This is a genomic window from Paenibacillus auburnensis (genome assembly GCF_927798115.1).
Classification (GTDB): Bacteria; Bacillota; Bacilli; order Paenibacillales; family Paenibacillaceae; genus Paenibacillus_AQ; species Paenibacillus_AQ auburnensis.
Genome location: NZ_CAKMMG010000002.1, coordinates 121411 through 143740 on the forward strand (window position 1 = coordinate 121411; position 22330 = coordinate 143740).

Sequence of the window (22330 nt, forward strand, 5' to 3'; positions counted from 1 at the left end):
GGGAAATTTCTGCCGGGTTCGCCGATATATGCTGCGTACCTATAATTCTACTAAAGGGCAGATGGAGCCTGCAAGTCCTCTTAATTATCTCTCGTCTACCGGAACGTATTTCTGCTCAAGCATTCCTGTGTATTCAGCACGCGGGCGGATAATGCGGTTGTCTTCGTACTGCTCCAGAATATGCGCTGTCCAGCCCGAAGTCCGGCTAATCGCAAAAATCGGCGTAAACAGCTCACGCTCAATGCCCAGCTGTGTATAGACCGAAGCGGAATAGAAGTCTACGTTCGGCTTCAGTCCCTTCTGTCCGGTAATCAGCTCCTCAATCTTGACGGACATGTCGTAGAGCGTGGTATCATTCTTCATCGTTCCCAGCTCCTGCGACATCTTCATCAGATGTTTGGCACGCGGATCGCCGTTTTTATAAACACGGTGCCCGAAACCCATAATCTTTTCGCGGCGTTCCAGCTTGGCGCGGATATAAGGCTCCACCGCCTCCAGGCTACCGATCTCTTCCAGCATCTTCATTACGGCTTCATTCGCACCGCCATGCAGCGGTCCTTTGAGCGCGCCAATGGCTGAGGTTACACCGGAATAAATATCGGACAGTGTAGCTACGGTTACCCGACTGGCAAAAGTGGACGCGTTTAGCTCATGGTCAGCATGCAGCACCAGAGCCGCATCCAGCGCTTTGACTGATACGATATCAGGCTGTTTCCCCCACAGCATATACAGGAAATTCTCGGCGATCGAGACACCCTCTCTTGGGGCAACCGGCTCCAGGCCTTTGCGGATACGTGCAAGTGCAGCCACAAGTGTAGGAATCTGAGCCTGCAGCTTCACTGCTTTTATTTCATTGGCTTCACGGCTCATATCATCGGCGGCTTCATCGTATAGCGCAAGGCTAGATACGGCAGAACGCAGCGCGGCCATCGTGTTCGCTGTCTTTGGATAAAGCTTCATCTGGGCAATTACCTGCTCAGGGACCTCTGCGAAGGCGCTGAGATCACGCTGCAGAGTCTGCAGCTCCGGCGTAGTCGGCAGGCTGCCGAACCACAGCAAATAAGCGGTCTCTTCAAAGGTGGCATTCACCGCAAGATCATCGATATCATATCCGCGGTAAGTAAGTACGCCATCCACAATGGAACTGATGGAGGAGGTCGTAGCAACGATGCCTTCCAGGCCTTTAGTAGCTGTCATAGTATATCTCTCCTTTGCCAACGAGGGTGTACAAGCCATTGCTAACATCATGAAAACATTTACAATTTAACGGATAACAACGTCATAAAAAGAGGTATTTATACACCTTCTATGGATTGCAACTAACTTTCGAAACAGAAGCTGTAATAATCATACCGGATTTTGACGGTTATGTGAACAACGTGGAAGCTTTGTTCGGCATCAAATGATTTTATCGGAGGGATAGAAAAAAACTTCTGATCTACCTGTTTCATGATTGCGCTTTCAGTGTATATAAGAGGCTTTCTTCTTCTAAATTCCGTTCTTTAAGTAGTCTGCAAACCCGATCTTTGAATATACATAAGACGAGCAGTTATCGCATGCTAAAACAGCCTGACGGGAGGTGTGGCCGATGGATTCGCTGCTGTTCAAAAGAGTGCTGCGCGGCCTGTGGGTCGTGCTTGCCGGGGCGGGTCTGCTCCTCGCGTTGTATGTACTGCTGCCGCTCATTTACCCGCTGCTGCTCGCCTGGCTGCTGGCTTATCTCATCCATCCGCTGGTACAGATCCTGAAGGATTTCAAATTGCCGGGGTGGCTGGCTGTATCGCTCTCCCTGTTCTTCTACATCGGCGGGACAGCTCTTGTGCTGACAGCGCTGATAACCCGCCTCGTGAAGGAGCTCATTGTGCTGCTGCAGACCTTTGACCTTCATACCGGAGAGTGGCGGGATCTGCTGCTGTCTATCAGCCGCAACGCCAGTATTCAGAATATCATTAACCAAATCAACCAATTTTACCACGAAAACCCGGGGTATCACGATACGATTGACAGCAATATTAACCGGACAACAGAAACCGTCGGCAATGCCGTGACGGAGCTCATTACCGGATTTTTCAACATGATCCTGAAGTTGATCTCTGCGCTGCCAAGCCTCGGTACCATTCTGATGGTGATTGTACTGGCCGCTTTCTTTCTAAGTACCGGCTGGGACCGCCATAATGCCAGACTGACCGCCTTACTGCCGCCCCCTCTTGTGCGTCCAGTCTCCCAGATCTGGAGTGATCTGCGCAAGGCATTGGCAGGCTACCTGCGGGCCCAGGTCGTGCTGATTTCGGTCACAGCTGCCATCGTCATTACCGGACTGCTGGTGCTGGGTGTAAATTCCGCTTTTGTTATCGGGATAACCATCGGGCTGGTCGATATGGTCCCATATGTAGGTGTCGGCGTGGTGTTGTTTCCTTGGGCGCTGTATTCCTATATGACAGGTGATCTGGGGCTGGCCATCGGCCTGCTGGTGCTCTACGCGGTAATTCTCATTACCCGCCAGGTGCTTGAGCCGAAGGTGCTGGCCAGCAGCATCGGACTGGATCCGCTGACGATGCTGATAGGCATGTTTGCCGGGCTGCAGCTGTTCGGCATGCTCGGCCTCCTGCTCGGGCCCGTCCTCCTGGTCGTCCTCGATGCCTTCAACCGTGCAGGCGTCTTCCGGGCACTTCACAGCTATATCATAAGCGGCAAACTCCACTAGTCTTCGGAAAACTGCCTTCCGCGCTCTTCACCGCTTATTATCCGGTGCAGCGATTGCCCGCATGCTCCGGCAGTTTTATCTCTTCGCTATGCAACGAAATCCAGTGCTCCCATGGACGGAGAGGAAACTGGATAGCAGAAACGCCCGGCCGGATAGATGGACTATAGCTCACTGTGATTTAAGCGCAGGGTTGATCATATGGTGGGATCATGGAGAGGGAACGCTGATTCCCTCATGCTAGCGGCTGAATTAGCGGGATTTATCCCGCTGTTCTGGCCGTTCCGCCCGCTTACGGCGAAATTAATGGGATTTATCCCATTGTTTTAGCGGTTCTGCCCGCTTGCGGCAAAATAAATGGGATTTATCCCACTGTTCTAGCCGTTCTGCGCACTTACGGCATAATTAATGGGATTTATCCCATTGTTCTAGTCGTTCTGCGCACTTGCGGCAGAATTAATGGGATTTATCCCACTGTTCTAGCCGTTCTGCGCTCTTGCGGCGGAATTAATAGGATTTATCCCATTGTTCTAGCCGTTCCGCGCTCTTGCGGCGGAATTAATAGGATTTATCCCATTGTTCTAGCCGTTCCGCGCTCTTGCGGCAGAATTAATGGGATTTATCCCACTGTTCTAGCCGTTCTGCGCACTTGCGGCGGAATTAATGGGATTTATCCCATTGTTCTAGCCGTTCTGCGCACTTGCGGCAGAATTAATGGGATTTATCCCGTTGTTATGGCCGTTCTACGCACTTGTGGCTTGATAGCAATATAGCGATCAAGTAGTTAAGCGCTTAGACGCTTATTGGTACGTGGCTTTACCTTGGCTAGTGGCAAAATACAATAAAAAAGCGCCCCTGCTGCACAAATCAGCAGGGGCGCTTGAATTGAGCCCTAAAGCTATGAAGCACACGGCTGCCTCACGATTACCTACGGTAAAACGTGAAGGTGCCGTTTTTCATTTTCTTCTCGATCCATTTCAGCAGAAAAACCCGGTACAGTGGCCGGGTCAGCGGAAACACCAGTGAAAAACCGATTATATCCGTTACGAAGCCCGGCAGAATCAGCAGCAGGCCGCCGAAAAAAATACATAAGCCGTCCAGCATGGTCCGTCCCGGCACCTTGCCTTCCTGCATTTGCACTCTGCTGTCCTGCAGCACCTTCTTGCCTTCAAAACGCATCATTAGAAAACCGATAACCGAAGAAACCAGCATGAGCAGCAGCGCCTTGGGTGCTCCGAGATGTTCTGCAACAAAGATGAACCCGAATAATTCCACGGCCGGGATAATAAACATAGCAGCCCACAGCCATTTACTTCTAATCATACTGCCCCTCCTTCTTCCCTCAGCGCCCCGGTTATGGCGCGGTACAGTTCGGGCAGCGCCCGGTCCAGCCTAACCGGCTTCCAGTCCTTGTTTAACCAGACATGGGAGGTTGATCCGCTAACCAGCAGCTCGCCGGACAACGGCTGATCTAGCGGCTCTAACTTCATTCCTGACCCGGAATGATTACCGGGGCCATCGTCTTCCTGCTCCGTTAACCGGCGGATCTCGTATTCATATACCACTCTCAATGCCGAAAAGACACTAAGCCGGGCATACACAGCAATAAGATCATCATAGCGTGCCGGGCTTTTGAATTGCAAATCTGCGGCAGTCACCGGTAGTAGCACACCCAAATCCTCAAGTGAACGGTAGGCAAAGCCAAGCCCGCGGAACATCTCGGTACGCCCGCTCTCAAACCAGCTCAGATAGTTGGCATGATATACCACCCCCATCTGATCGGTCTCCTGATATCTTACGCGGAAAGCGGTACTATACCAGCGGCTGGTATGAACCCGATTTCGTGATTCCATATAAAAATGCCCCTTTCTGTAATGTCAGTCCTGTTGTGGAGCTGCTTGCTAGAGTCCCAGCCCGTTCGAAGACACCGGCAGCGGAACTTTGCTGCGGGAGCTTCTGGCTACATAGAGCAGCAGAACCGCTCCAACTGCGGCACTAAGCATACAGGACAGATTCATCAGCTCTACGCCTCCTTCGCTCAGCAGAAAGCCATTCAGCAGATTGCCCAGAATACCGGCAAATCCGGAGAAAACGATATTAAAGACGCTTTGGCCCGTCGCCTGCATTTCCGGCGAAGTGATCTGAGATACATATTCCACGGCAGCGATATAAAAGAGGCCAAAGGACAGGCCGTGCAGCACTTGTACCCCGATCATTACCGATGGGTAAGGGAAGGCCACTTGAATGCCCCAGCGCAGTACATAGATAAGCGCACCAAGCAGCAGCGTGCGTTCACGTCCGAGCTTACGGATGACCTTCGAGGCATACAGCATGGAAGGCACATTAGTAAAGGAAGCAATAAACAAGGCAATTCCGGCATGGCTGGCAGAACCGCCAACCGATTGAAAAGCTACCACAAAGTAAGTACCAAACGCCGCCATCGTCTGGTTAACCAGAAAACATCCGCCCAGAAAGGCCAGAAAGACTCGGTTGCCAAGCAGCTTCTTGACACCCTGAGAGAACGACTGGCTCATCATATGATTCTCCTCTGCCTGCTTCGGCAGTGTCAGGGCGATAATAACCGCAGCCGAATTCAGAACCAGAAAAGGCAGCCAGATTGTGGATACTGAGAAATTCTCAATATATTGTCCGCCCGCATAGGCCCCCACAGCCGCTCCTATGCTCATCATCAGCCGGATGCTGCCATAAGAGGATCCGGCCTTATTCGCGGCTGCAATGGCGTAAGAATCGGCGATAGGGGCCTGTGTAGACGAGAAGATGGTGGACACTGTGTAAATCAGCAGCAATACCATGAAATATTCGAAGCGGTAAAAAACAGCCAGCACTGCCGGCACGGCTACACTAAGAATCAGTACAAGGCGTGCCTGATTGTATCTGTCAGCGATTAGACCCCACACCGGTTGAATACAGATGGCGATCAATGTACCAGTGGCCATCATCATACCGATCTGGCTGACATCCATACCGTTATACTTCAGGAGCAGTGTCAGATAGGAGCCGAAAGAGCCTCCAGCCAGGCCCAAAAAGAGATAGAAGCCGCGCAGCTTCAGTAATTTATCCATAGATACTATAAGTCCTCTCCAATCCTTTTTAACAGATAACCCAACCTTTACGAGACTTCACCGCATTAAATAGAGCAGAACCTAATTTAAGGCGGTGGACAAGTGAGCACAGTTCATAGATTAAAGCGCAGTCAGCCCTGTTTTACGGATAAAACCAACCAGAGCAGAACCCGGATCACCGGTTTCGGCTGGACGTCAAGCAACTGGAGCGGATATGCGATCAGAGGCAAAAAAGGCGCCTTCCGGCGTATTTCCGCCGAATGGATCGTACCCTGCGTAAAACCAACATCTAAACCCACTTATTCATCAGCATGGATCGGGATAGACGGCTTCAAAAACAGCAGCCTGATTCAGACCGGGACCGGACATGAATCCGTGAACGGAAAGGTTCACTATTATGCATGGTGGGAGATCCTGCCTGCAGCAGAGACGGTTATTCAACTCCCGGTCTCACCGGGTGACCGGATCCGGGCCACAATTAAGAAGGTCAGCAGCGGTAAATGGTGCATCATATTGTGTAATTTGAGCAAGCAATGGACCTTTCGTACCCTCCAGCGCTATAACGGTCCGCAGAGCTCCGCCGAATGGATTATGGAAGCTCCGCAGATCGGCAGCACCGTGGCTCCCTTAGCCCAGTTGACGCCGACACGTTTCAGCTGCTGCCGGGTCAACGGTAAAAGCCCTAAACTCACTGCCATGAACGGAGGGATCATGATCCAAAACAAAATTACGGTTGCCGTGCCTTCATGCCCAAATGCCAGAGGCGATGCTTTTACAGTGAAACGTATATATCGTAAAGGACTATCTCAAGCCTACCTGAAAAGCCCCATTTCTGTTCGCTCTTAGCCAATATAAACATTTGAAGCCCTGATATCAAGCAAAAAAGCAATGGCGGATTACACCATTGCTTTTTATATAACATTCAATAGATTGGCGTATATACGCGTATCTTAGTCGGCAGGAATCGTGTCCACTTTCACGAGGTTAGTGGAACCGGAACGTCCCAGTGGAATACCGGCAGTGATCACAACGAGATCGCCTGCTTTAACCAGTCCGGAAGCTTTACCGCCTTTGAGTGCAGTTTCCAGCAGTTCGTCGGTCGAAGTAGCTTCGTTACCGAATACTGGAGTTACGCCCCATACCAGTGCCAATTGACGCATAGTTCTTTCTTGAGTCGTTACGGCGATGATTTGGGATTTAGGACGGTATTTAGAAACCACGCGTGCAGTGTGGCCAGTTACTGTCGAAGAAATGATAGCTTTAGCATTCAGGTCCAGAGCGGAGATCGCTACGGATTGGCTGATAGCTTCAGTAACCGTTGTTTCTTGGGCAATCTGTTGCTTCATGAAGATTTCACGGTGGTTCAGTGCGGATTCAGCTTTCTCAGCAATGCGGGACATTGTGAGCACGGATTCTACCGGATATTTCCCGGCAGCAGTTTCACCGGACAGCATGATTGCATCAGTACCGTCGAAGATAGCGTTCGCTACGTCACTCGCTTCAGCGCGGGTAGGACGCGGGTTGCGCTGCATGGAATCCAGCATTTGGGTAGCTGTGATTACCGGCTTGCCGGCAATGTTACATTTTTGAATCATCAGCTTCTGAGCCAGAGGCACATCTTCAGCAGGAATTTCTACGCCGAGGTCACCACGGGCAACCATAAGGCCGTCGGAAACTGCCAAAATTTCATCAAGATTATCGACACCTTCTTGGTTTTCGATCTTGGAGATGATTTGGATATGGGAAGCGTTGTGCTTCTCAAGAAGTGCACGGATTTCCTGAACGTCGCTGGCTTTGCGAACGAAGGAAGCGGCAATAAAATCGATGTCCTGTCCGATCCCAAATACGATATCGTTGGTATCTTTTTCTGTAATGCCCGGCAGGGAGATAGAAACTCCAGGTACGTTAACGCCTTTTTTGCTCTTGATCGTACCGCCGTTAACAATACGGGTCTTGATTTCTGTGCCTTGAATGTCAACTACTGTAAGTCCGATAAGACCGTCGTCGATCAGGATAGTCGATCCTACTTGAACATCGTTAGGAAGATCGCTGTAAGTAATCGAGATACGGTTCTGATCACCAAGGATTTCTTCCGTAGTCAATGTCAGGTACTCGTCCTGAACCAGTTCAATCGGTTCTACTTCCAGCTTGCCGGTGCGAATCTCCGGTCCTTTGGTGTCGAGCAGGATAGCAACGGTTTTACCCAGTTCTTTAGATGCCTGACGAATGGTTTTAATCCGGTTGCCGTGCTCTTCAAAGTCGCCGTGGGAGAAGTTCAGACGGGCTACATTCATACCAGCCAAAATCAATTTTTTGATATTCTCCAACGATTCACTAGCAGGTCCGATCGTACATACAATTTTACTTTTCCGCATTAGGTTTTCCTCCGTTTTTTCGTTCTCTCTGTCTCACTTTTTCCAACTACAAAATCTACTATAAGGCTTGCTGTTTGTATAGGAACTTTGTCACATGTACCTTTTACCGCGCCCTAATGAATATTACTGCAAACTGGAAACAAAATCAATGTTCTAGCGTCTTTTCCGTGTAAATATAAGTCGAATTTACGACGCTTGTCCGGAAAATAAAAATCATCCCGCAAGGTTCACGGGATGATTGCTATGGAAATAAATGTATACTCCAGTCTTTCCAAACTCGGAACCGGAAGGATTTTACATATGTGTGAAAGTGCAAATAAAGTAGTCCTGCTACTCCACGTTCTGCACTTCTTCTTCAAGTATCGCTGACTCCTGCGCGCCTTCGGCAAACTCGCCGATTTTGCGGAATTTACGGTAACGGTCCTCTTTGAGCTCTGCGGAGTCCAGACCGGACAGTTCCTGCAAATGGCGCCATACGGCATCCTTGATTGCTGCCCCGGTTGCTTCGTAATCATGGTGTGCTCCGCCCCTTGGCTCAGGGACGATTTCTTCAATGACTTCCATCGCCAAAAGATCGGCTGCCGTAATCTTCATCGCTTCGGCCGCCTGCTCTGCCTTGCCTGCATCCTTCCACAGGATGGAGGCTGCACCGTTCGGGGAGATCGCTGAATAGATGGCATGTTCCAGCATCAGGACACGGTTGCCCACCGCCAGCGCCAAAGCTCCGCCGCTACCGCCTTCACCAATGACGACGCAGATAACAGGCACAGCAAGCTGGGACATATCGTAGAGACTGCGTGCAATTGCCTCAGACTGTCCGCGTTCCTCTGCCGTATTTCCGGGGTAAGCCCCCTTAGTATCAATAAAGGTGATGATGGGACGACCGAACTTCTCCGCCTGCTTCATCAGCCGCATCGCTTTTCGGAAGCCCTCGGGATGCGCACTGCCAAAGAAGCGCAGAATGTTCTCCTTCGTATCCTTGCCCCGCTGCTGGCCAATTACGGTAACCGGCATGCCGTTCAGCTTGGCAATCCCGCCGACTACCGCAAGGTCGTCTCCGAACAAGCGGTCGCCGTGCAACTCCATGAAATCCGTAAAGATCAGCCCGATCAGATCAAGCGACGTCGGACGGCCGTGATGCCGGGCGAGATGCATTTTCTGGGGAGCTGAGATATTTGAATATATTTCTTCCGCGAGTACGCGGTAACGTTCTTCAAGCCGGGCAACTTCGTCCGTGAAATCGATGCCCTTCTCTTCGCCAAACTGTTTCAGCTCAGCGATCTTCTTGCGCATTTCTACCAGAGGCATTTCAAAAGGCAACTCTCCCGCCAACCTAAAATCCCCCTTTCACATCATGCAATTCCAAAAGCTTGGTCAGCGTAGACCGCATTTCCTTACGGTGCACAACCAGATCAAGCTGTCCGTGCTGAAGATTAAACTCAGCTGTCTGGAAATCATCCGGCAGCTTCTGCCGGATCGTCTGCTCTATTACGATTCTTCCGGCGAATCCGAATACCGCCCCGGGCTCGGCAATAATTATGTCGCCAAGACTCGCAAAGCTCGCGGATACGCCACCTGTCGTAGGGTCGGTAATGATCGAAATATATAATCCTCCGGCCTCGCCAAAACGGGCCAGGGCTGCACTGGTCTTCGCCATCTGCATCAGACTGAGAATACTCTCCTGCATCCGGGCACCGCCAGAAGTGGAGAAAATCAGCATCGGAAGCTTCTTCTCCGTCGCTTCTTCCACGGCGCGGGTGATCTTCTCGCCGACAACCGAACCCATGCTGCCGCTGAAGAATTCGAAATTCATTACAGCTACAATGACCGGATGTCCACCGATCGTTCCCTGGCCGGTGATTACAGCTTCAACTTGTCCGGTTTTGGACTGCTGCTGTTCCAGCTTCGAGGCATAGCCCGGAAACTGCAGCGGGTCAACGGAGGCCATCTCGCTGTCAAACTCAATAAACCCTTCGGGATCAAGTGTCATGGCGATCCGCTCCATCGCGTTCAGCCGCATATGATAGCCGCAGGACGGGCATACCTTGAAATTCTTCTCCAGTTCCTTACTGTACTGGATCGTACCGCATTTACTACATTTGCTCATGAGCCCTTCGGGAATCTCCCGCTTCGGGCGTTCGCCTTCCGCCGGTCCGCCGCTCCGCTCCAGACGTTCTGAAGGAATAGTCGCGTACTTCCGTTTTTTCTGAAATAAATCTTTGAACAAGGGTCGCACCTCTTCAGCCGTTTATTTGCGCATTCAGCAGCTTGCCGCTGTTATTACTGCACTATAGATCTTTAAATTAGGGATGTAAAATCAGATTAAGGACTTCCTGAACTTCCTCAAGCTCGCCTGAAGGAACCAGAATTTCAAATTGCTGCTTGGACATATTAATCGGACGGCACTTGACCATGAAACCTTCTTCTGTGAGCTTACTCTGAATCATATCTGCCACTTTGGCGGTTGGCGCTATATAGATTACCGTCCACATGCCCTGCAAAGCCTCCCTAATCTCAATTCCCAGCCGTATCCCGCGTATAATGGAATCATGATAACACAGTTTTCTTTTTTCCCGCAACAGGAGTAAAGCAGAGGAAGCAAGACCAGGAGGCCGCATTCGTCAGCTAACAGCGGATCAATTATGGCGTACCGGTGACATGGGGATACACCTTCGCCCCTTCATGACGATGGGCAATTCTGGCTGAAGCAGCGGCGGCAATTCCGGCCACCAGATCATCCAGAAAGACGTGGATTTTCCCCGGATCATCGTTAAGCGTGCCGATAATACCGAGCTTTATTTTGTCCAGATAACCAAAGCCTGTCAGTCCGATCATGCCGTAGACCCCCGTGATGCCGAGCGCCAGAGTCTCGTCCGCCCCGTAGAGCGATTCATCCGCTTCCATCACCGCCTGCAACGGCTGGGGAAGCAGCCCTTGTTCCGCCAGTTCATCGAGCGCAACGCCCGTCATGAGCGTATACTGCACCTCTCTTTTGCCAAGAACCGACTTCACGCTGGACATACACTCTTCCTGCGTTAAGTCCGGATAATACGCCGACTGCAGAATATATACGATTTCAGCAATGGCTGTTAACGTAACTCCCCTGCGCTCCAGCAGCTCTGTTGCCATTTGATAGGACATGATGCCATTCCCCTTTCCGCACGGGACAGTTCCCAGTGGTTTCCTAATGTATGCGGAAAAGGGCGGAAATGTGCTTATTTTATTCTCACTGTACCGGCTCCCAGCATCTCTTCCACCGCCGCAATCAGCTCCGGCGCCGGTTCAATGCGGTAGCTGTCGCTTAATGCGAGCAGCCGCTGCTCCCGCTCATAGAACAGCAGGGTGGCTGCAGGCCCGGGATGGGTCTGCAGCAGTGCCTGCAGGCGCGAGAGCAGCGCAGGGTTCTCCGAGGCCGGCGTGATCTTGATAAAGACACGCTGGCCGTTTTCCCCCGCGGCAGCCACCGGGCGCGGGGCCGCTGGCCGGGCCGCAGCCGCAGGTGCGGCCGGCGGGGCTGCAGGCGCAGCTGTGCCGCCTGCACTGCCCCCCGCGGCGCCGGTACCCCCGGCGCCGCTCCGGGAAGCAGGAGCGCTGCGCTGCGATCCTGTAGAGGCGCCCCGGCCGCCGACGGCAGGCCGGGCGGCAGCTGCGCTGCGGCGCTGCAGCAGGCCGCGGAGCGCGTCCGCGCCGAGCGGCGCGACCTCCTCGGCCAGCAGCTTGAAGCCCTCATCCTCCTGCTGCACCTTGGCGCGCAGGGCCAGCAGCGCACCCTTCTCAATCAGGCTGCGGCTGCGTTTCCACACCTCCGGGAACAGCACAACCTCGCAGCGCTCGATCTGGTCCTCCCATTCGACAAAAGCCATCGCCTTGCCGGCTTTTGTCGTAATCTCTTTAACGGATACAACCATTCCGGCCGTAACCGTCTGGCTCTCATCCGGGGCTTCGCCGAGATCCATCAGCCGCTGCATCCCCGGCTCCTCCAGCAGTGCTGCGCTGTCGTCCAGCGGATGGCCTGACAGGTACAGCCCGAGCAGCTCACGCTCCAGCTCCAGCTGCTGGGTCACAGAGAATCTCGGGATATCCGGATAACGGATTTCCCAGTTCGGCGTCTCAATCAGGTCATCGAACAGCTGAATCTGCAGTTCATCGCGCTCCTTGCGCCATTTGGCTGCAGCATCCACGGTCTCGTCAAGCATTGCGAGCAGCTGCGCCCGGTGCCCGGGCAGATAGTCGAATGCACCGGCTTGAAGCAGCGATTCAATCACACGCTTGTTGCAGACGCGCAAATCGACACGCCGGCAGAAATCAAGCAGACTGTCGAACGGCCGCTCCTTGCGGACGGCCATAATGTTCTCCACCGCCAGTGTGCCGACATTCTTCACCGCTGCCAGTCCAAAGCGGATGTGCCCGCCCCCTTCACCGGGAACCGGGGTGAACAGCACGCCGCTCTCGTTGACATCAGGCGGCAATACTCCGATGCCTGTGCGGCGGCAGTCCAGCACATATTCCGCCACCTTGCGGTGGGTGCCCATCACAGCTGTCAGCATCGCTGCCATGAACTGGACAGGATAATGTGCCTTCAGATAAGCCGTCTGGAAGGCCAGTACACCATAGGCGGCGGCATGGGCCCGCGGGAAGCCGTAATCGGCGAATCTGACAATCATATCATAGACGGCGTTCGCATCCGTCTCCTGGTAACCCTGCTGCAGGCTGCCCTGTACGAAGTGGCTGCGCTCCTTGTCCAGCGTCTCGCGTTTCTTCTTCGACACTGCCCGTCGCAGCAGATCCGCTTCACCGAGCGAGAAGCCGGCCATCAGGGAGGCGATCTGCATGATCTGCTCCTGGTACACGATAATCCCGTAGGTATCCGCCAGGATCGGCGTCAGATCGGCATGCGGATATTCTACAGCGATTTCGCCGTGCTTGCCGGCGATAAACTTCGGAATGAATTCCATCGGACCCGGACGGTAAAGCGCGAGTACGGATACGATGTCCTCGAAGCCCGAGGGCCTCAGGTCCTTCAGGACCCGCCGTACCCCGGCCGACTCCAGCTGGAAGACGCCGGTGGTCTCGCCAGCCCCGAGCATTTCGTAGGTCAGCGGGTCACTATCGGGCACGATGCGGAAATCGGGAATACTGCCGTCCATCTCCCTGATCCAGTTCATACAGCGTTCGATAATGGACAGGGTGCGCAGCCCCAGAAAGTCCATTTTGAGCAGGCCGACACTCTCCAGATGCTCCATGGAATACTGGGTCAGCGCCGTGCTCTCATTTCCGACCTGAAGCGGCACGGCATCGGTCAGGGGACCTTTGGAAATGACGACTCCGGCGGCATGCGTGGATGCATGACGCGGCATTCCCTCAACCTTCATCGCCATATCCAGCAGGCCCCTGGTCTTCGGATGGGTCTCGTATAACGCCTTCAGATCCGGACTGCTCTCCAGTGCCCGGGCGATGCTGATGCCCAGCTGTCCCGGGATCAGCTTCGCTGCCTTGTCTACCTCATTGTAAGGCAGATTCAGCGCCCGGCCGACATCGCGGACAGCTGCCCGTGCAGCCATCGTCCCGAAGGTGATGATCTGTGCCACATGCTCCTTGCCGTATTTGTCAACAACGTAAGCAATCACCTCGTCGCGGCGCTCGTCACTGAAGTCGATATCAATATCCGGCATCGTTATCCGTTCAGGATTAAGGAAACGCTCAAAGAGCAGATTGTACTTCAGCGGGTCCACATCCGTGATCCGCAGGGTATACGCAGTGAGACTGCCTGCAGAGGAACCGCGGCCTGGACCGGTGGCAATGCCCTTGCGGTGGCAATAGGCAATGAAATCCCAGACGATCAGAAAGTAATCGCTGAAGCCCATGCTCTCGATAACCCCCAGCTCATAGGCCAGCCGGTTCTCGGCTGCCGCCTTCTGTTCGGGCGAAGCCCAGAGCGGCGTATCCGCATACCGCGCTTCAAGCCCCGTTCGGCAGAGCTCCCGCAGGTAAGCGGCTGCATCCAGCCCTTCCGGCAGCGGAGAATACTCCGGGAGAATATGCTGGCCGAAAGTCAGCTCCAGATTGCATTTCTCGGCGATATCCAACGTGTTACTAATAGCCTGGGGCACATGCGGAAACAGCGCCGCCATCTGCTCGCCGCTCTTGAGGAACAGCTGGTCTGTTCCGATCTTCAGCCGCTGCTCATCATCCACCGTCTTGCCGGTGCCGATGCAGATCAGCACATCCTGAACCTCGGCATCCTCCTTGGCCAAATAGTGAACATCATTCGTAGCCACCAGCTGAATATCGCATTCCGCCGCAAGGGCAATCAGCTTCGGATTGACCCGTTTCTGTTCAGGAATGCCGTGATCCTGCAGCTCCAGATAGAAGTCCTCGCCAAAAATTTCCTGATACCGCTTCGCTGCTTTATATGCCTCATCATCACGCCCGTGCAGCAGATGCTGCGGCACCTCACCGCCCAGACAGGCACTGAGGCAAATGATGCCCTCTGCGTGTGCGGCCAAGGCTTCCATATCAATGCGCGGCTTATAATGCTGGCCCTCGAGATGGCCGATCGAAACCAGCCGCATCAGGTTTTTGTAGCCGGTTTCATTCTTCGCGAGCAGGATCAGATGGTAAATCGGCTGATCTTTGCGGCTGCCGCGCTCACGGCGTGAGCCTGCCGTCAGATAAGCTTCGCAGCCGATGATCGGTTTAATGCCGTTCGCTACGCAGGCTTTATAAAAGGGGATTGCCCCATACATCACTCCATGATCCGTCAGCGCCAGCGACTTCATGCCGTATTCGCCGGCCCGGCGCACGAGATCTGTAATGCGCGCCGCCCCGTCCAGTAAACTGTATTCGCTGTGCACATGCAAATGCACGAAAGGGCTCATCATCCCCACTTCCCTTCGGTTCCAAAATCAAAACATAAGATGAAACTATTTTATCATATTACAAGGGGAACCGCCCATAGAATGGATTAAGCGCACAAGGACAGGCCGAGCTGGTAAATGGACCTTGTCCGGAAAGGGGCCTTTTATGAACGTTTTCTTAAGCAAAGCCGTCCTCGATTTCTTCATTGCCTGCGGTATTGTGCTGGGCGGTGCCATGCTTGGCGGAATCGGGGCAGTCGTATCCCTTCAGCCGCCTACGCAGACGATGCTGGATATCGCCAACCGGATCAAAATCTGGGCGCTCGCAGCGGCTGTCGGCGGCACCATCGACCCTATGCGGGTCATTGAGAGCAACATGGTGGAGGGCAATCTTTCGCCTGCGATCAAACAAATCCTCTACCTGGTCTTCGCCTTTCTGGGCGCTCATATGGGCAGCGAGCTGGTCAAATGGGTGTGCGGCAAGGGGTGAAGCGCAGATGAGAGTCCCCCCGTTCCAGCGCTACCGCCGCTTTTCGCAAATATCCGCCGTGTTTGTGCTGGGCATGGTGGTAGGAGCCGTCATATACAATGCCATTTTTCATGCGGGGTATAATGTCCTCTGGCTTACCAATCAGGAACTGCGGCTGCAAATCGAGCAATACCGTAAAGATATTAAGACCCTTAAGAAATACAACAACACCTCGACGGTTATCCGCGAGATTAAGCTCCGCACCGAGAACAGCAGAAGCGAGGAAGGCGCAGCCTCCCTGGACCCGGTATCCCTGAAGGAAATTATCAGCCAGATGAGCTCTGATCTTGAGCCGATGCGCGGCCGCAGTATGTTCGACATCGATACAGACGGCAAGCTGGCGCGGCTGCTCCTGGACGGCAAAATATACATTGTGCGTGAAAAGGAATACGCTGTTAAAATCCGCACGATGCTGGTGATGGAAGGTGTACTGCAGATCTGGGTAGAGATTCATCCCTATAAGCGTACCTGAACGGTCAAAGCTTGCAGGCGTACAGAGAACAATCATGCTACAATAATGGACAGGTATACCGAGATACAGTATGGGGTAACCCCAATGTTTTTTATCCTGTGATAAGGGAGCTGCCTGTCCATGATTTTGCTAATCAAGTATCTGCTGTTTATTCTGCTCGTGGTGTTTATGACCGGCGCCGCCGTATACAGCCTCTCTTCCCGCAGAGCGGCTGACCCGCTGGAAAGGGGCCGCCGGCGTTCCATCATGAATATTCTGCTGGGTGCCATGCTGGTCACGCTCTCGCTGATGTCCATGTTCCTGTTCCGCGGCTCCACGATCAGCGTTATTGTTGAAGCACTCTTTCTGGTCATCGGTGCCTTCAATATTTTCTCGGGGCTGCGCAGTTACGGATATTACAGCCGGAGCCAGCGCGGAAGAAAAGCCTGATCCTTCAGAACTACTCTTGTATAGTATCATCTATCTGTAAAAGATCCTGCCAGAGGCAATAGGGTAAAAAATAGACTAACCCTGGCTACGGCCGGGCTAGTCTATTCGCAGTGTCATTTAACGTCAGCCGTGATCAATCGACTGCAGCATCAATACTGCCTTGGCGACCATCGTATCGTTGTGGCTGATTTCGATTTCCAGCTTACAGGTACGGCGGCTGATTTCCAGCAGCTTCGGCATGACGATGATCGAATGCTCAATCTGTACCGGGCGGATGAAATAGGTGGACATGTTGTCCAGCACATAGTCGTTTCCGGTGATGTCTTTGGCCGCCTTGAAGGCGGAAAGGGTCATCAGCGTCGACAGCACGCCTTCGGATATGGTTCCCAGATCCGTCGCCATCTGAGGCGTGATAAAGCCGTGAAAAAACAGCTGCCCTTCCTCGTCCCGCTCCTCGGCAAAACCGTTCCAGATCAGATGGTCAAACGTTTCCCCCATTTGCGGCTGATTACTGACATCGCGCAGGCTCTGCAGCACCTCCCGCCGGGTCAGCGAACCTACCAGTTTACGGTTTCGGTCCACGATCGGCAGGAAGTCTATCCCCTCCCACATCATGATCTGCGCTGCAGAAGCCAGCGAGGTCTGCAGGACTGCCGTAATCGGGTTCCGGATCATCGCCTTTTCAATGCTTTGCCCCTCGCTCAGCTCCTCTACGTCACGCCGGCCCACGATCCCGATGACCCGGTTCCATTCATCCGTTACCGGAAAACGCTGCTCTCCGCTGGACTGTGACAGCTGCCGGAGTTCACCGACGGTATTGGAAATTTTCAGCGTGTTGAGGCGGGGCTTGCCATCCAGAATATCTTCTACGAGCATAATCTTTTTCTTGATCAGCCTGTCGAAGATCGCCCGGTTAATCATTGACGCCACTGTAAACGTGTCATGTCTGGAGGAGATTACCGGAAGATCCAGCTCGTCCGCCAGCGCTTTAACCTCGCGGCTGGTTCCGAATCCGCCCGTCACAAGCACCCCCGCTCCCTGCTCCAGGGCAAGCGAGTGCACATCATCACGGTTCCCCACGATCAGCAGGCTGTCAGCATCAATATAGCGGATCATGGCGTCGACTTTCATCGCGCCGATAATATATTTATGAAGATGCTTGTTCAGTCCGTCCGCTCCGCCGAGCACATGCCCTTCGACAATATCGACCACATCCCCGAAGGTAAGCTGGTCAGAGATATTCCGCGGTTTCTTCTCCACACGGACTGTGCCGATCCGCTCCTTGGTAATGACGATACCGAGATTCTCGGCCTCCTTCACCGCCCGGTAAGCTGTCCCTTCGCTGACAATCATTTCCTTCGCCAGCTTGCGGACAGAGATTTTGGTGCCAACCTTGAGACCTTCGATATGCTGCAGCAATTGTTCATGCTTCGTAATGTTATCGCCTTGTCCTTCCAACTGTTACACCCCCATACCCCGATCTGTACTACTCTGTACTCATTATACACGCTGGGAACAGCAGAGCACAACAGCCCGTTGCAGGTGATTCAGAGTTAGTTTTATGTAAAAAAACCCCTGAACCGCCTATACCGGCAGTCAGGGATTTTTATGATTTTCTATAGACGCTGTGACACCCGGGACTCTTCATTCCACTTGCCTTGCCACTGCTCCAGCTTATGCTTGCGGACCGCCTCCAGCTGTTTCTGCTTCTCCTCATCCACCCCGATAATGAAATGGAGATGGGCGGCAATGACCAGAAAGGCAAAGATACACCAGACGACGCCGAATCCCAGCACCCAGCTGGGCCCGTCCTGAAAAGACAGCTTCGGCAGTGCATAGAGCAGCATAGCCAGCGCAATCAGCATATACATGGCATGCTTAAACTTGTTTCTTTTTCTCATGCAAGACAGCTCCTTCGCTCCCAAAAGGTTGTTCTACTTAAATCTATATCTCTACTCTATGAACAGAGTGTCCGGATTATGAGACAAGTCTAAACAAAAAAATTATGGCCTGAGGAAAATGCTATAGCACGTGCTGCTGTCATATGAGATGATATAGACAATTTTTAGGAGGCGATTGACATTGAATCATGCATTTAGCTACAAGGAATACACAATCCGTAAAAAGGTTTTTTCGATTATGGGTGCCAAGCTGCACATTTACAACGGTTCGGAGGAGCTTGTCCTTTTCTCTCAAATGAAAGCGTTTAAGCTAAAAGAGGATATCGCGCTCTACACCGACGAGAGCATGCAGAAGGAGCTTTTGCGTATTAAAGCCCGCAGTGTGATCGATTTCAGTGCAACCTATGATGTGCATGACTCGGAGACCGGTGAGCATGTCGGGGCGCTGCGCCGCAAGGGCCTTAAATCCATCCTGAAGGATGAGTGGGTGATTCTGGACCGTCATGACCAGGAAATGGCTCTGATTAAGGAAGACAGCACACTAATGGCGCTTCTGCGCCGGTTCATCACCCTGATTCCGCAAAAATATAATATCGAGTTTGACGGCAATGCCATCCCTGCCTACAGGCAGAACTTCAATCCCTTCGTCACCAAAATCATTGCGGACTTCTCCGAGGACCGGACCGGTCAGCTTGACCGCCGTCTCGGCCTGGCTGCAGGTATTCTCCTATGTGCTGTAGAGGGTAAGCAGGACTAAGATAAATCATTGGGCAACAAAAAAGCAGGGTCGCTCTCCAGCCTGATAGGCCGGTGAACACCCTGCTTTTTCTGTTGCTGTCATTTGGACGGAGCAGATTACTGGCCGCCGTACATCTGGGACAGGCTGTCGGTAATAATCTTGTTCACATCTTCAATGACGACGCTGAGACGGCGCTCTGCGTCAAACAGCCGGCGGATGCCGAGATTCAGGTTCAGCACCTCGAACAGCTTCTCCATTTTTTCCATTTCCTCTTGCGGCGGCATCTCTCCGCTCATCATCCGCTGCTGCAGCTCAATCTGGCTCTGGCGGAAATTATCCAGCATCCGTTTGCTCTCGGGATCGGCTTCAATCACCTTCATAGCACTGCTGATATCCGAAAACTCAGTGCTTTCTTTGATGGCCCTTGCCAGTTCGTGTGCTTTGTCGATTACGTTCATGATGATTCCTCCTAAAAGTTTTGTGAGCTGGGCTTCCTTGAATTCTCTTCGTGCAAAACTGGCTTCGGAAGAATTCGCTTGTTTTGTGTCCTGGGCTTCCTTGAATTCCGCCTGGTACGGCTTTTTACAGAATAGGTCAATCACCAAGGGTCAGATGTCTCCATATGATGAATGATATGTAACCCTAAAGATTCATATTGCCGGCATCATGCTGCCTACCGGAAGGAGATCCACGATGTCTAAGTACAAGATCCCGGTCCAAACGGTCCACTCGGGCATCCTGCAGGAAAACGCTGTAATGCTTGGCGACAAATCCATGAAAAGGCTCAAAATACCGGCACACGGAACCATTCAGCTTACCTTCGGCTCATTCAGGCAGGAGGTCACTGTCATCCCGGTCCCCAAAGCCGATAGCCTGCGCGTAAACGAAGGGTTAGCCCGGCGGCTTGGCTGGAGAGGGCGGCCTGTGCTGAATGCCTCCTACAGTTCCGGCAGCCGCACCCTGCGGCTCGGTCCGCTGATTGGAGTGCTGGTAAGCCGGGACCATCCAGACCAGCCGGACAGAGTGTTCGGACAGATCACGATGTTCTGCCGTGAGCTTACCAATGCCTGCCATGCGCAGGGTGCCTATGTATATTTCTTTACCCCGGAAGCGCTGGAGACACGCAGCTCTTCCATTCAGGGCTGGGTATACGATGAGGGCTGGCGGAAGCTGAGTCTTCCTGTCGCCGATGTGATCAACAATCGGCTTACCACGCGAAAGGTGGAGAACAAACCTAGCGTACAGCATTTTTTGGCGGATGTAAAATCCCGCTACGGAACGCATTTCTTCAATGAAAAGTTCCTAGACAAGACAGAGGTATTTGAAGCACTGGCACAAGATGCCGCCCTGCAGCGTTATTTGCCGGAATCCCATGCCTTTAACGGCTTTGCTGTCTTAAAGAGAATGTGTAACAGCTACTCCAGCGTATTTCTGAAACCTGTGCGCGGCAGTCTCGGAAAAGGCATTCTGCGTATTTCCAAAGAAGAAGGAGGCTACCGGCTGCTGTCGACCACACCTCTTGGCACCCGTAAACAAAGCTATCCCAGTCTGGCGAAGCTGTTTCAGTCGATTTCCCCTAAGATGAAAACCACCCGGTACCAGATTCAGCAGGGCCTTCCCCTGATGGAGCTTGGAAAGCGGCCGGTAGATTTCCGGGCACTGGTGCAAAAGAACGGCACCGGCAAATGGGGGGTCACCTCCATTGTCGCCCGTACCGCCGGCAGCAATCATTTTGTTTCGAATCTGGCGCGGGGCGGCACGCTCAGTACTGTCCGTGAGGCGGTCGGCAAAAGCAATCTGCCGGCAGGAATGAAGGAAAGCTCACAGGTGCAGCTGCCGCGGGCGGCACTGGCGATTGCCAGAGGTGTCGAAACTTACATCCCCGCACACTTCGGGGAGCTGGGGATTGATCTCGCACTGGATCAGTCGGGCCGCATTTGGCTGCTGGAGGTTAACTCCAAGCCGTCCAAAAACGATAATACACCGCTTAATGACCAGAAGATCAGACCGTCCGTGAAACAAATGATTCTATATTGCCGTTATCTGGCCGGGTTATAAGGAGGACATCATGACAGACACAGCTTCGGGGTTCCTTGGCATTATGACAGGCCGCCGCCAGGGCTATCCTCCCATCGCAGAACCGGAGTTCTGCAGTCAGTTATGCGCCGCAGCCCCGCTGTATGATCTGAAAGTGCTTGTCTTCCACCCGGAAGGTGTCTCCATCGACGGCCAAACGATAAACGGCTATGTCTGGAAGGAGGGCCGGTGGCAGCAGTCGCTGGCATCTGCACCCGATATCCTGTATAACCGTTGTCTATATTCCAGCCTGCAGCAAAAAAAGGCGGCTTCCGCTGCCATGGCTGCACTCCACCGCACACTCCCCTGGTCCCGCCCGCTGCCTGATAAGTGGGGAGTCTACGGGATTCTGCACCGCAGCCGCAAAGCTGCAGCACTGCTGCCTGAGACCAGGCTTTATACCGGTATAGATGCTCTCAGTACTATGCTTGCAGAAAGAGAATACGGCGTATTTCTAAAGCCTATGGCAGGGTCGCACGGCAAACGCACGCTGCATGCTCTGCTCCTCAGCAGCAAAGCAGGCGGCGGAATCAGCATCCGCGGCCGCGGCGAAGCAAATGAATCCTTCCGGCATGATTTCAGAACGCCAGATGAAGGACTGGATTGGGTTCACAGCTTCATCGGCAAGCGCCGCTATATTATACAGCCTTACCTGGACTTGACCAGCAGTGATGGCCAGCCCTTTGATGTACGTGTTCTGATGCAGAAGAACGGACGGGGTGCCTGGACATTAACCGGCATGGCCGTGCGGCTCGGCCGGCAAGGGACACTTACTTCTAACCTTCACGGCGGTGGGACAGCGGTTCCTCCACTGCCCTTTCTGCTTGCAGAGTACGGAAAGAGCGGAGCAGAGCTGCTCGAAGAGCTTGCCGCTGCAGCTGCTCTTCTGCCTCCCCTGCTGGAGGAATCCTGCGGCAGACTCGGGGAACTGGGCCTAGACTTCGGCATTGATGCCGGAGGCAGAATCTATCTGCTGGAAGCTAATTCCAAACCAGGGCGCACGGTGTTCCGGCTGACGGGTGACCGCCGGGCTGCTAGACTCGCAACCGAGAACCCGCTGCGCTATGCGCGTCATCTGCTGCTCCATTCAGCGGCAAGCCGCATGCTTGCTACTCGGACAGCTCCGTTACAGATAGGAGAATGATATCAATGGTTCCTAAGGAGGATT

At 53.2% G+C, this 22330-nt stretch carries 21 protein-coding genes; 8 read left to right on the plus strand and 13 right to left on the minus strand.

All coding sequences use genetic code 11. The features are described from left to right. Positions 1 to 84: 84 nt before the first annotated feature. On the minus strand, positions 85 to 1197 hold the full coding sequence (citZ, locus tag L6H70_RS12475) for a citrate synthase (protein WP_236333489.1): 1113 nt from the start codon (positions 1195 to 1197) through the stop codon (positions 85 to 87). Positions 1198 to 1588: 391 nt separating this feature from the next. Here citZ and ytvI point away from each other — a divergent pair, with 391 nt between their 5' ends. Next, a complete protein-coding gene (gene ytvI / locus L6H70_RS12480) occupies positions 1589 to 2704 on the plus strand; it encodes a sporulation integral membrane protein YtvI (protein ID WP_236333491.1) in 1116 nt (371 codons plus the stop codon). 921 nt (positions 2705 to 3625) lie between these two features. On the opposite strand, the gene L6H70_RS12485 is transcribed toward ytvI, so the two are convergent. The 3 genes from L6H70_RS12485 to L6H70_RS12495 are packed head-to-tail and all read right to left on the minus strand — an operon-like array spanning position 3626 to position 5784. Beyond that, positions 3626 to 4024 (minus strand): FxsA family protein, encoded by a 399-nt coding sequence (locus L6H70_RS12485; RefSeq protein ID WP_236333493.1) that lies wholly within the window; start codon positions 4022 to 4024, stop codon positions 3626 to 3628. Next, positions 4021 to 4554: an acyl-CoA thioesterase gene (locus L6H70_RS12490; protein ID WP_236333495.1), complete on the minus strand. Its 534-nt coding sequence runs from the start codon at positions 4552 to 4554 to the stop codon at positions 4021 to 4023. The genes L6H70_RS12485 and L6H70_RS12490 overlap by 4 nt, the downstream gene beginning before the upstream one ends. Before the next feature lie 48 nt (positions 4555 to 4602). Then, a complete protein-coding gene (locus L6H70_RS12495; protein WP_236333497.1) occupies positions 4603 to 5784 on the minus strand; it encodes an MFS transporter in 1182 nt (393 codons plus the stop codon). A gap of 102 nt (positions 5785 to 5886) precedes the next feature. On the opposite strand from L6H70_RS12495, the gene L6H70_RS12500 reads away from it, so the two are divergent. Further along, a complete protein-coding gene (locus L6H70_RS12500) occupies positions 5887 to 6630 on the plus strand; it encodes a G1 family glutamic endopeptidase (RefSeq protein ID WP_236333499.1) in 744 nt (247 codons plus the stop codon). A 104-nt stretch (positions 6631 to 6734) separates the two neighbouring features. Here L6H70_RS12500 and pyk read toward each other — a convergent pair whose 3' ends face one another. From pyk to L6H70_RS12530, 6 genes are all read right to left on the minus strand, one after another. Beyond that, positions 6735 to 8159 (minus strand): pyruvate kinase, encoded by a 1425-nt coding sequence (gene pyk / locus L6H70_RS12505; RefSeq protein ID WP_236333501.1) that lies wholly within the window; start codon positions 8157 to 8159, stop codon positions 6735 to 6737. A 330-nt stretch (positions 8160 to 8489) separates the two neighbouring features. Next, entirely contained in the window at positions 8490 to 9491 is a 1002-nt protein-coding gene (locus tag L6H70_RS12510) for an acetyl-CoA carboxylase carboxyltransferase subunit alpha (protein WP_236333503.1), read from the minus strand. A gap of 1 nt (position 9492) precedes the next feature. After that, positions 9493 to 10386 carry an acetyl-CoA carboxylase, carboxyltransferase subunit beta gene (gene accD / locus L6H70_RS12515; protein WP_236333505.1) on the minus strand — a complete coding sequence of 298 codons (894 nt, stop codon included), beginning with the start codon at positions 10384 to 10386 and terminating at the stop codon, positions 9493 to 9495. A 76-nt stretch (positions 10387 to 10462) separates the two neighbouring features. After that, a complete protein-coding gene (locus L6H70_RS12520) occupies positions 10463 to 10651 on the minus strand; it encodes a glutamate decarboxylase (RefSeq protein WP_151735478.1) in 189 nt (62 codons plus the stop codon). A 148-nt stretch (positions 10652 to 10799) separates the two neighbouring features. Beyond that, the gene (locus L6H70_RS12525) at positions 10800 to 11300 is read right to left on the minus strand and encodes a phosphatidylglycerophosphatase A family protein (protein ID WP_236333507.1); all 501 of its coding nucleotides are present in this window, start codon (positions 11298 to 11300) and stop codon (positions 10800 to 10802) included. A gap of 74 nt (positions 11301 to 11374) precedes the next feature. Further along, positions 11375 to 15037, minus strand: coding sequence for a DNA polymerase III subunit alpha (locus tag L6H70_RS12530; RefSeq protein WP_236333509.1), 3663 nt, complete (start codon positions 15035 to 15037; stop codon positions 11375 to 11377). A 145-nt stretch (positions 15038 to 15182) separates the two neighbouring features. Between L6H70_RS12530 and L6H70_RS12535 the strand changes: the two genes are divergently transcribed. From L6H70_RS12535 to L6H70_RS12545, 3 genes are all read left to right on the plus strand, one after another. Continuing rightward, a complete protein-coding gene (locus L6H70_RS12535) occupies positions 15183 to 15506 on the plus strand; it encodes a YtrH family sporulation protein (RefSeq protein WP_206104118.1) in 324 nt (107 codons plus the stop codon). A gap of 7 nt (positions 15507 to 15513) precedes the next feature. Beyond that, positions 15514 to 16017 (plus strand): sporulation membrane protein YtrI, encoded by a 504-nt coding sequence (locus L6H70_RS12540; protein ID WP_236333512.1) that lies wholly within the window; start codon positions 15514 to 15516, stop codon positions 16015 to 16017. A gap of 120 nt (positions 16018 to 16137) precedes the next feature. Beyond that, entirely contained in the window at positions 16138 to 16446 is a 309-nt protein-coding gene (locus L6H70_RS12545; protein WP_236333513.1) for a YtpI family protein, read from the plus strand. A gap of 123 nt (positions 16447 to 16569) precedes the next feature. Here L6H70_RS12545 and L6H70_RS12550 read toward each other — a convergent pair whose 3' ends face one another. Both L6H70_RS12550 and L6H70_RS12555 read right to left on the minus strand, forming a co-directional pair. Further along, entirely contained in the window at positions 16570 to 17904 is a 1335-nt protein-coding gene (locus L6H70_RS12550; protein WP_236333516.1) for a DRTGG domain-containing protein, read from the minus strand. 158 nt (positions 17905 to 18062) lie between these two features. After that, the gene (locus tag L6H70_RS12555) at positions 18063 to 18347 is read right to left on the minus strand and encodes a hypothetical protein (protein WP_236333519.1); all 285 of its coding nucleotides are present in this window, start codon (positions 18345 to 18347) and stop codon (positions 18063 to 18065) included. 181 nt (positions 18348 to 18528) lie between these two features. On the opposite strand from L6H70_RS12555, the gene L6H70_RS12560 reads away from it, so the two are divergent. After that, entirely contained in the window at positions 18529 to 19104 is a 576-nt protein-coding gene (locus L6H70_RS12560) for an LURP-one-related family protein (protein ID WP_236333521.1), read from the plus strand. 98 nt (positions 19105 to 19202) lie between these two features. On the opposite strand, the gene L6H70_RS12565 is transcribed toward L6H70_RS12560, so the two are convergent. Further along, positions 19203 to 19544, minus strand: a complete 342-nt coding sequence (locus tag L6H70_RS12565; RefSeq protein WP_206104113.1) for a YlbF/YmcA family competence regulator — start codon at positions 19542 to 19544, stop codon at positions 19203 to 19205. Between the two features lie 235 nt (positions 19545 to 19779). Here L6H70_RS12565 and L6H70_RS12570 point away from each other — a divergent pair, with 235 nt between their 5' ends. Further along, positions 19780 to 21144 carry a YheC/YheD family endospore coat-associated protein gene (locus L6H70_RS12570; RefSeq protein ID WP_236333523.1) on the plus strand — a complete coding sequence of 455 codons (1365 nt, stop codon included), beginning with the start codon at positions 19780 to 19782 and terminating at the stop codon, positions 21142 to 21144. 10 nt (positions 21145 to 21154) lie between these two features. Further along, positions 21155 to 22306 carry a YheC/YheD family endospore coat-associated protein gene (locus L6H70_RS12575; protein ID WP_236333525.1) on the plus strand — a complete coding sequence of 384 codons (1152 nt, stop codon included), beginning with the start codon at positions 21155 to 21157 and terminating at the stop codon, positions 22304 to 22306. Positions 22307 to 22330 lie beyond the last annotated feature (24 nt).

Bases quoted from the DNA above. Each gene is read 5' to 3' on its own strand.
- L6H70_RS12545 (WP_236333513.1), top strand. From the start codon at position 16,138: ATGATTTTGCTAATCAAGTATCTGCTGTTTATTCTGCTCGTGGTGTTT.
- L6H70_RS12575 (WP_236333525.1), top strand. From the start codon at position 21,155: ATGACAGACACAGCTTCGGGGTTCCTTGGCATTATGACAGGCCGCCGC.
- L6H70_RS12490 (WP_236333495.1), bottom strand. From the start codon at position 4,554: ATGGAATCACGAAATCGGGTTCATACCAGCCGCTGGTATAGTACCGCT.
- L6H70_RS12520 (WP_151735478.1), bottom strand. From the start codon at position 10,651: ATGTGGACGGTAATCTATATAGCGCCAACCGCCAAAGTGGCAGATATG.
- L6H70_RS12555 (WP_236333519.1), bottom strand. From the start codon at position 18,347: ATGAGAAAAAGAAACAAGTTTAAGCATGCCATGTATATGCTGATTGCG.
- L6H70_RS12485 (WP_236333493.1), bottom strand. From the start codon at position 4,024: ATGATTAGAAGTAAATGGCTGTGGGCTGCTATGTTTATTATCCCGGCC.
- L6H70_RS12530 (WP_236333509.1), bottom strand. From the start codon at position 15,037: ATGAGCCCTTTCGTGCATTTGCATGTGCACAGCGAATACAGTTTACTG.
- ytvI (WP_236333491.1), top strand. From the start codon at position 1,589: ATGGATTCGCTGCTGTTCAAAAGAGTGCTGCGCGGCCTGTGGGTCGTG.
- L6H70_RS12535 (WP_206104118.1), top strand. From the start codon at position 15,183: ATGAACGTTTTCTTAAGCAAAGCCGTCCTCGATTTCTTCATTGCCTGC.
- L6H70_RS12570 (WP_236333523.1), top strand. From the start codon at position 19,780: ATGTCTAAGTACAAGATCCCGGTCCAAACGGTCCACTCGGGCATCCTG.
- L6H70_RS12525 (WP_236333507.1), bottom strand. From the start codon at position 11,300: ATGTCCTATCAAATGGCAACAGAGCTGCTGGAGCGCAGGGGAGTTACG.
- citZ (WP_236333489.1), bottom strand. From the start codon at position 1,197: ATGACAGCTACTAAAGGCCTGGAAGGCATCGTTGCTACGACCTCCTCC.
- pyk (WP_236333501.1), bottom strand. From the start codon at position 8,159: ATGCGGAAAAGTAAAATTGTATGTACGATCGGACCTGCTAGTGAATCG.
- L6H70_RS12495 (WP_236333497.1), bottom strand. From the start codon at position 5,784: ATGGATAAATTACTGAAGCTGCGCGGCTTCTATCTCTTTTTGGGCCTG.
- L6H70_RS12565 (WP_206104113.1), bottom strand. From the start codon at position 19,544: ATGAACGTAATCGACAAAGCACACGAACTGGCAAGGGCCATCAAAGAA.
- L6H70_RS12540 (WP_236333512.1), top strand. From the start codon at position 15,514: ATGAGAGTCCCCCCGTTCCAGCGCTACCGCCGCTTTTCGCAAATATCC.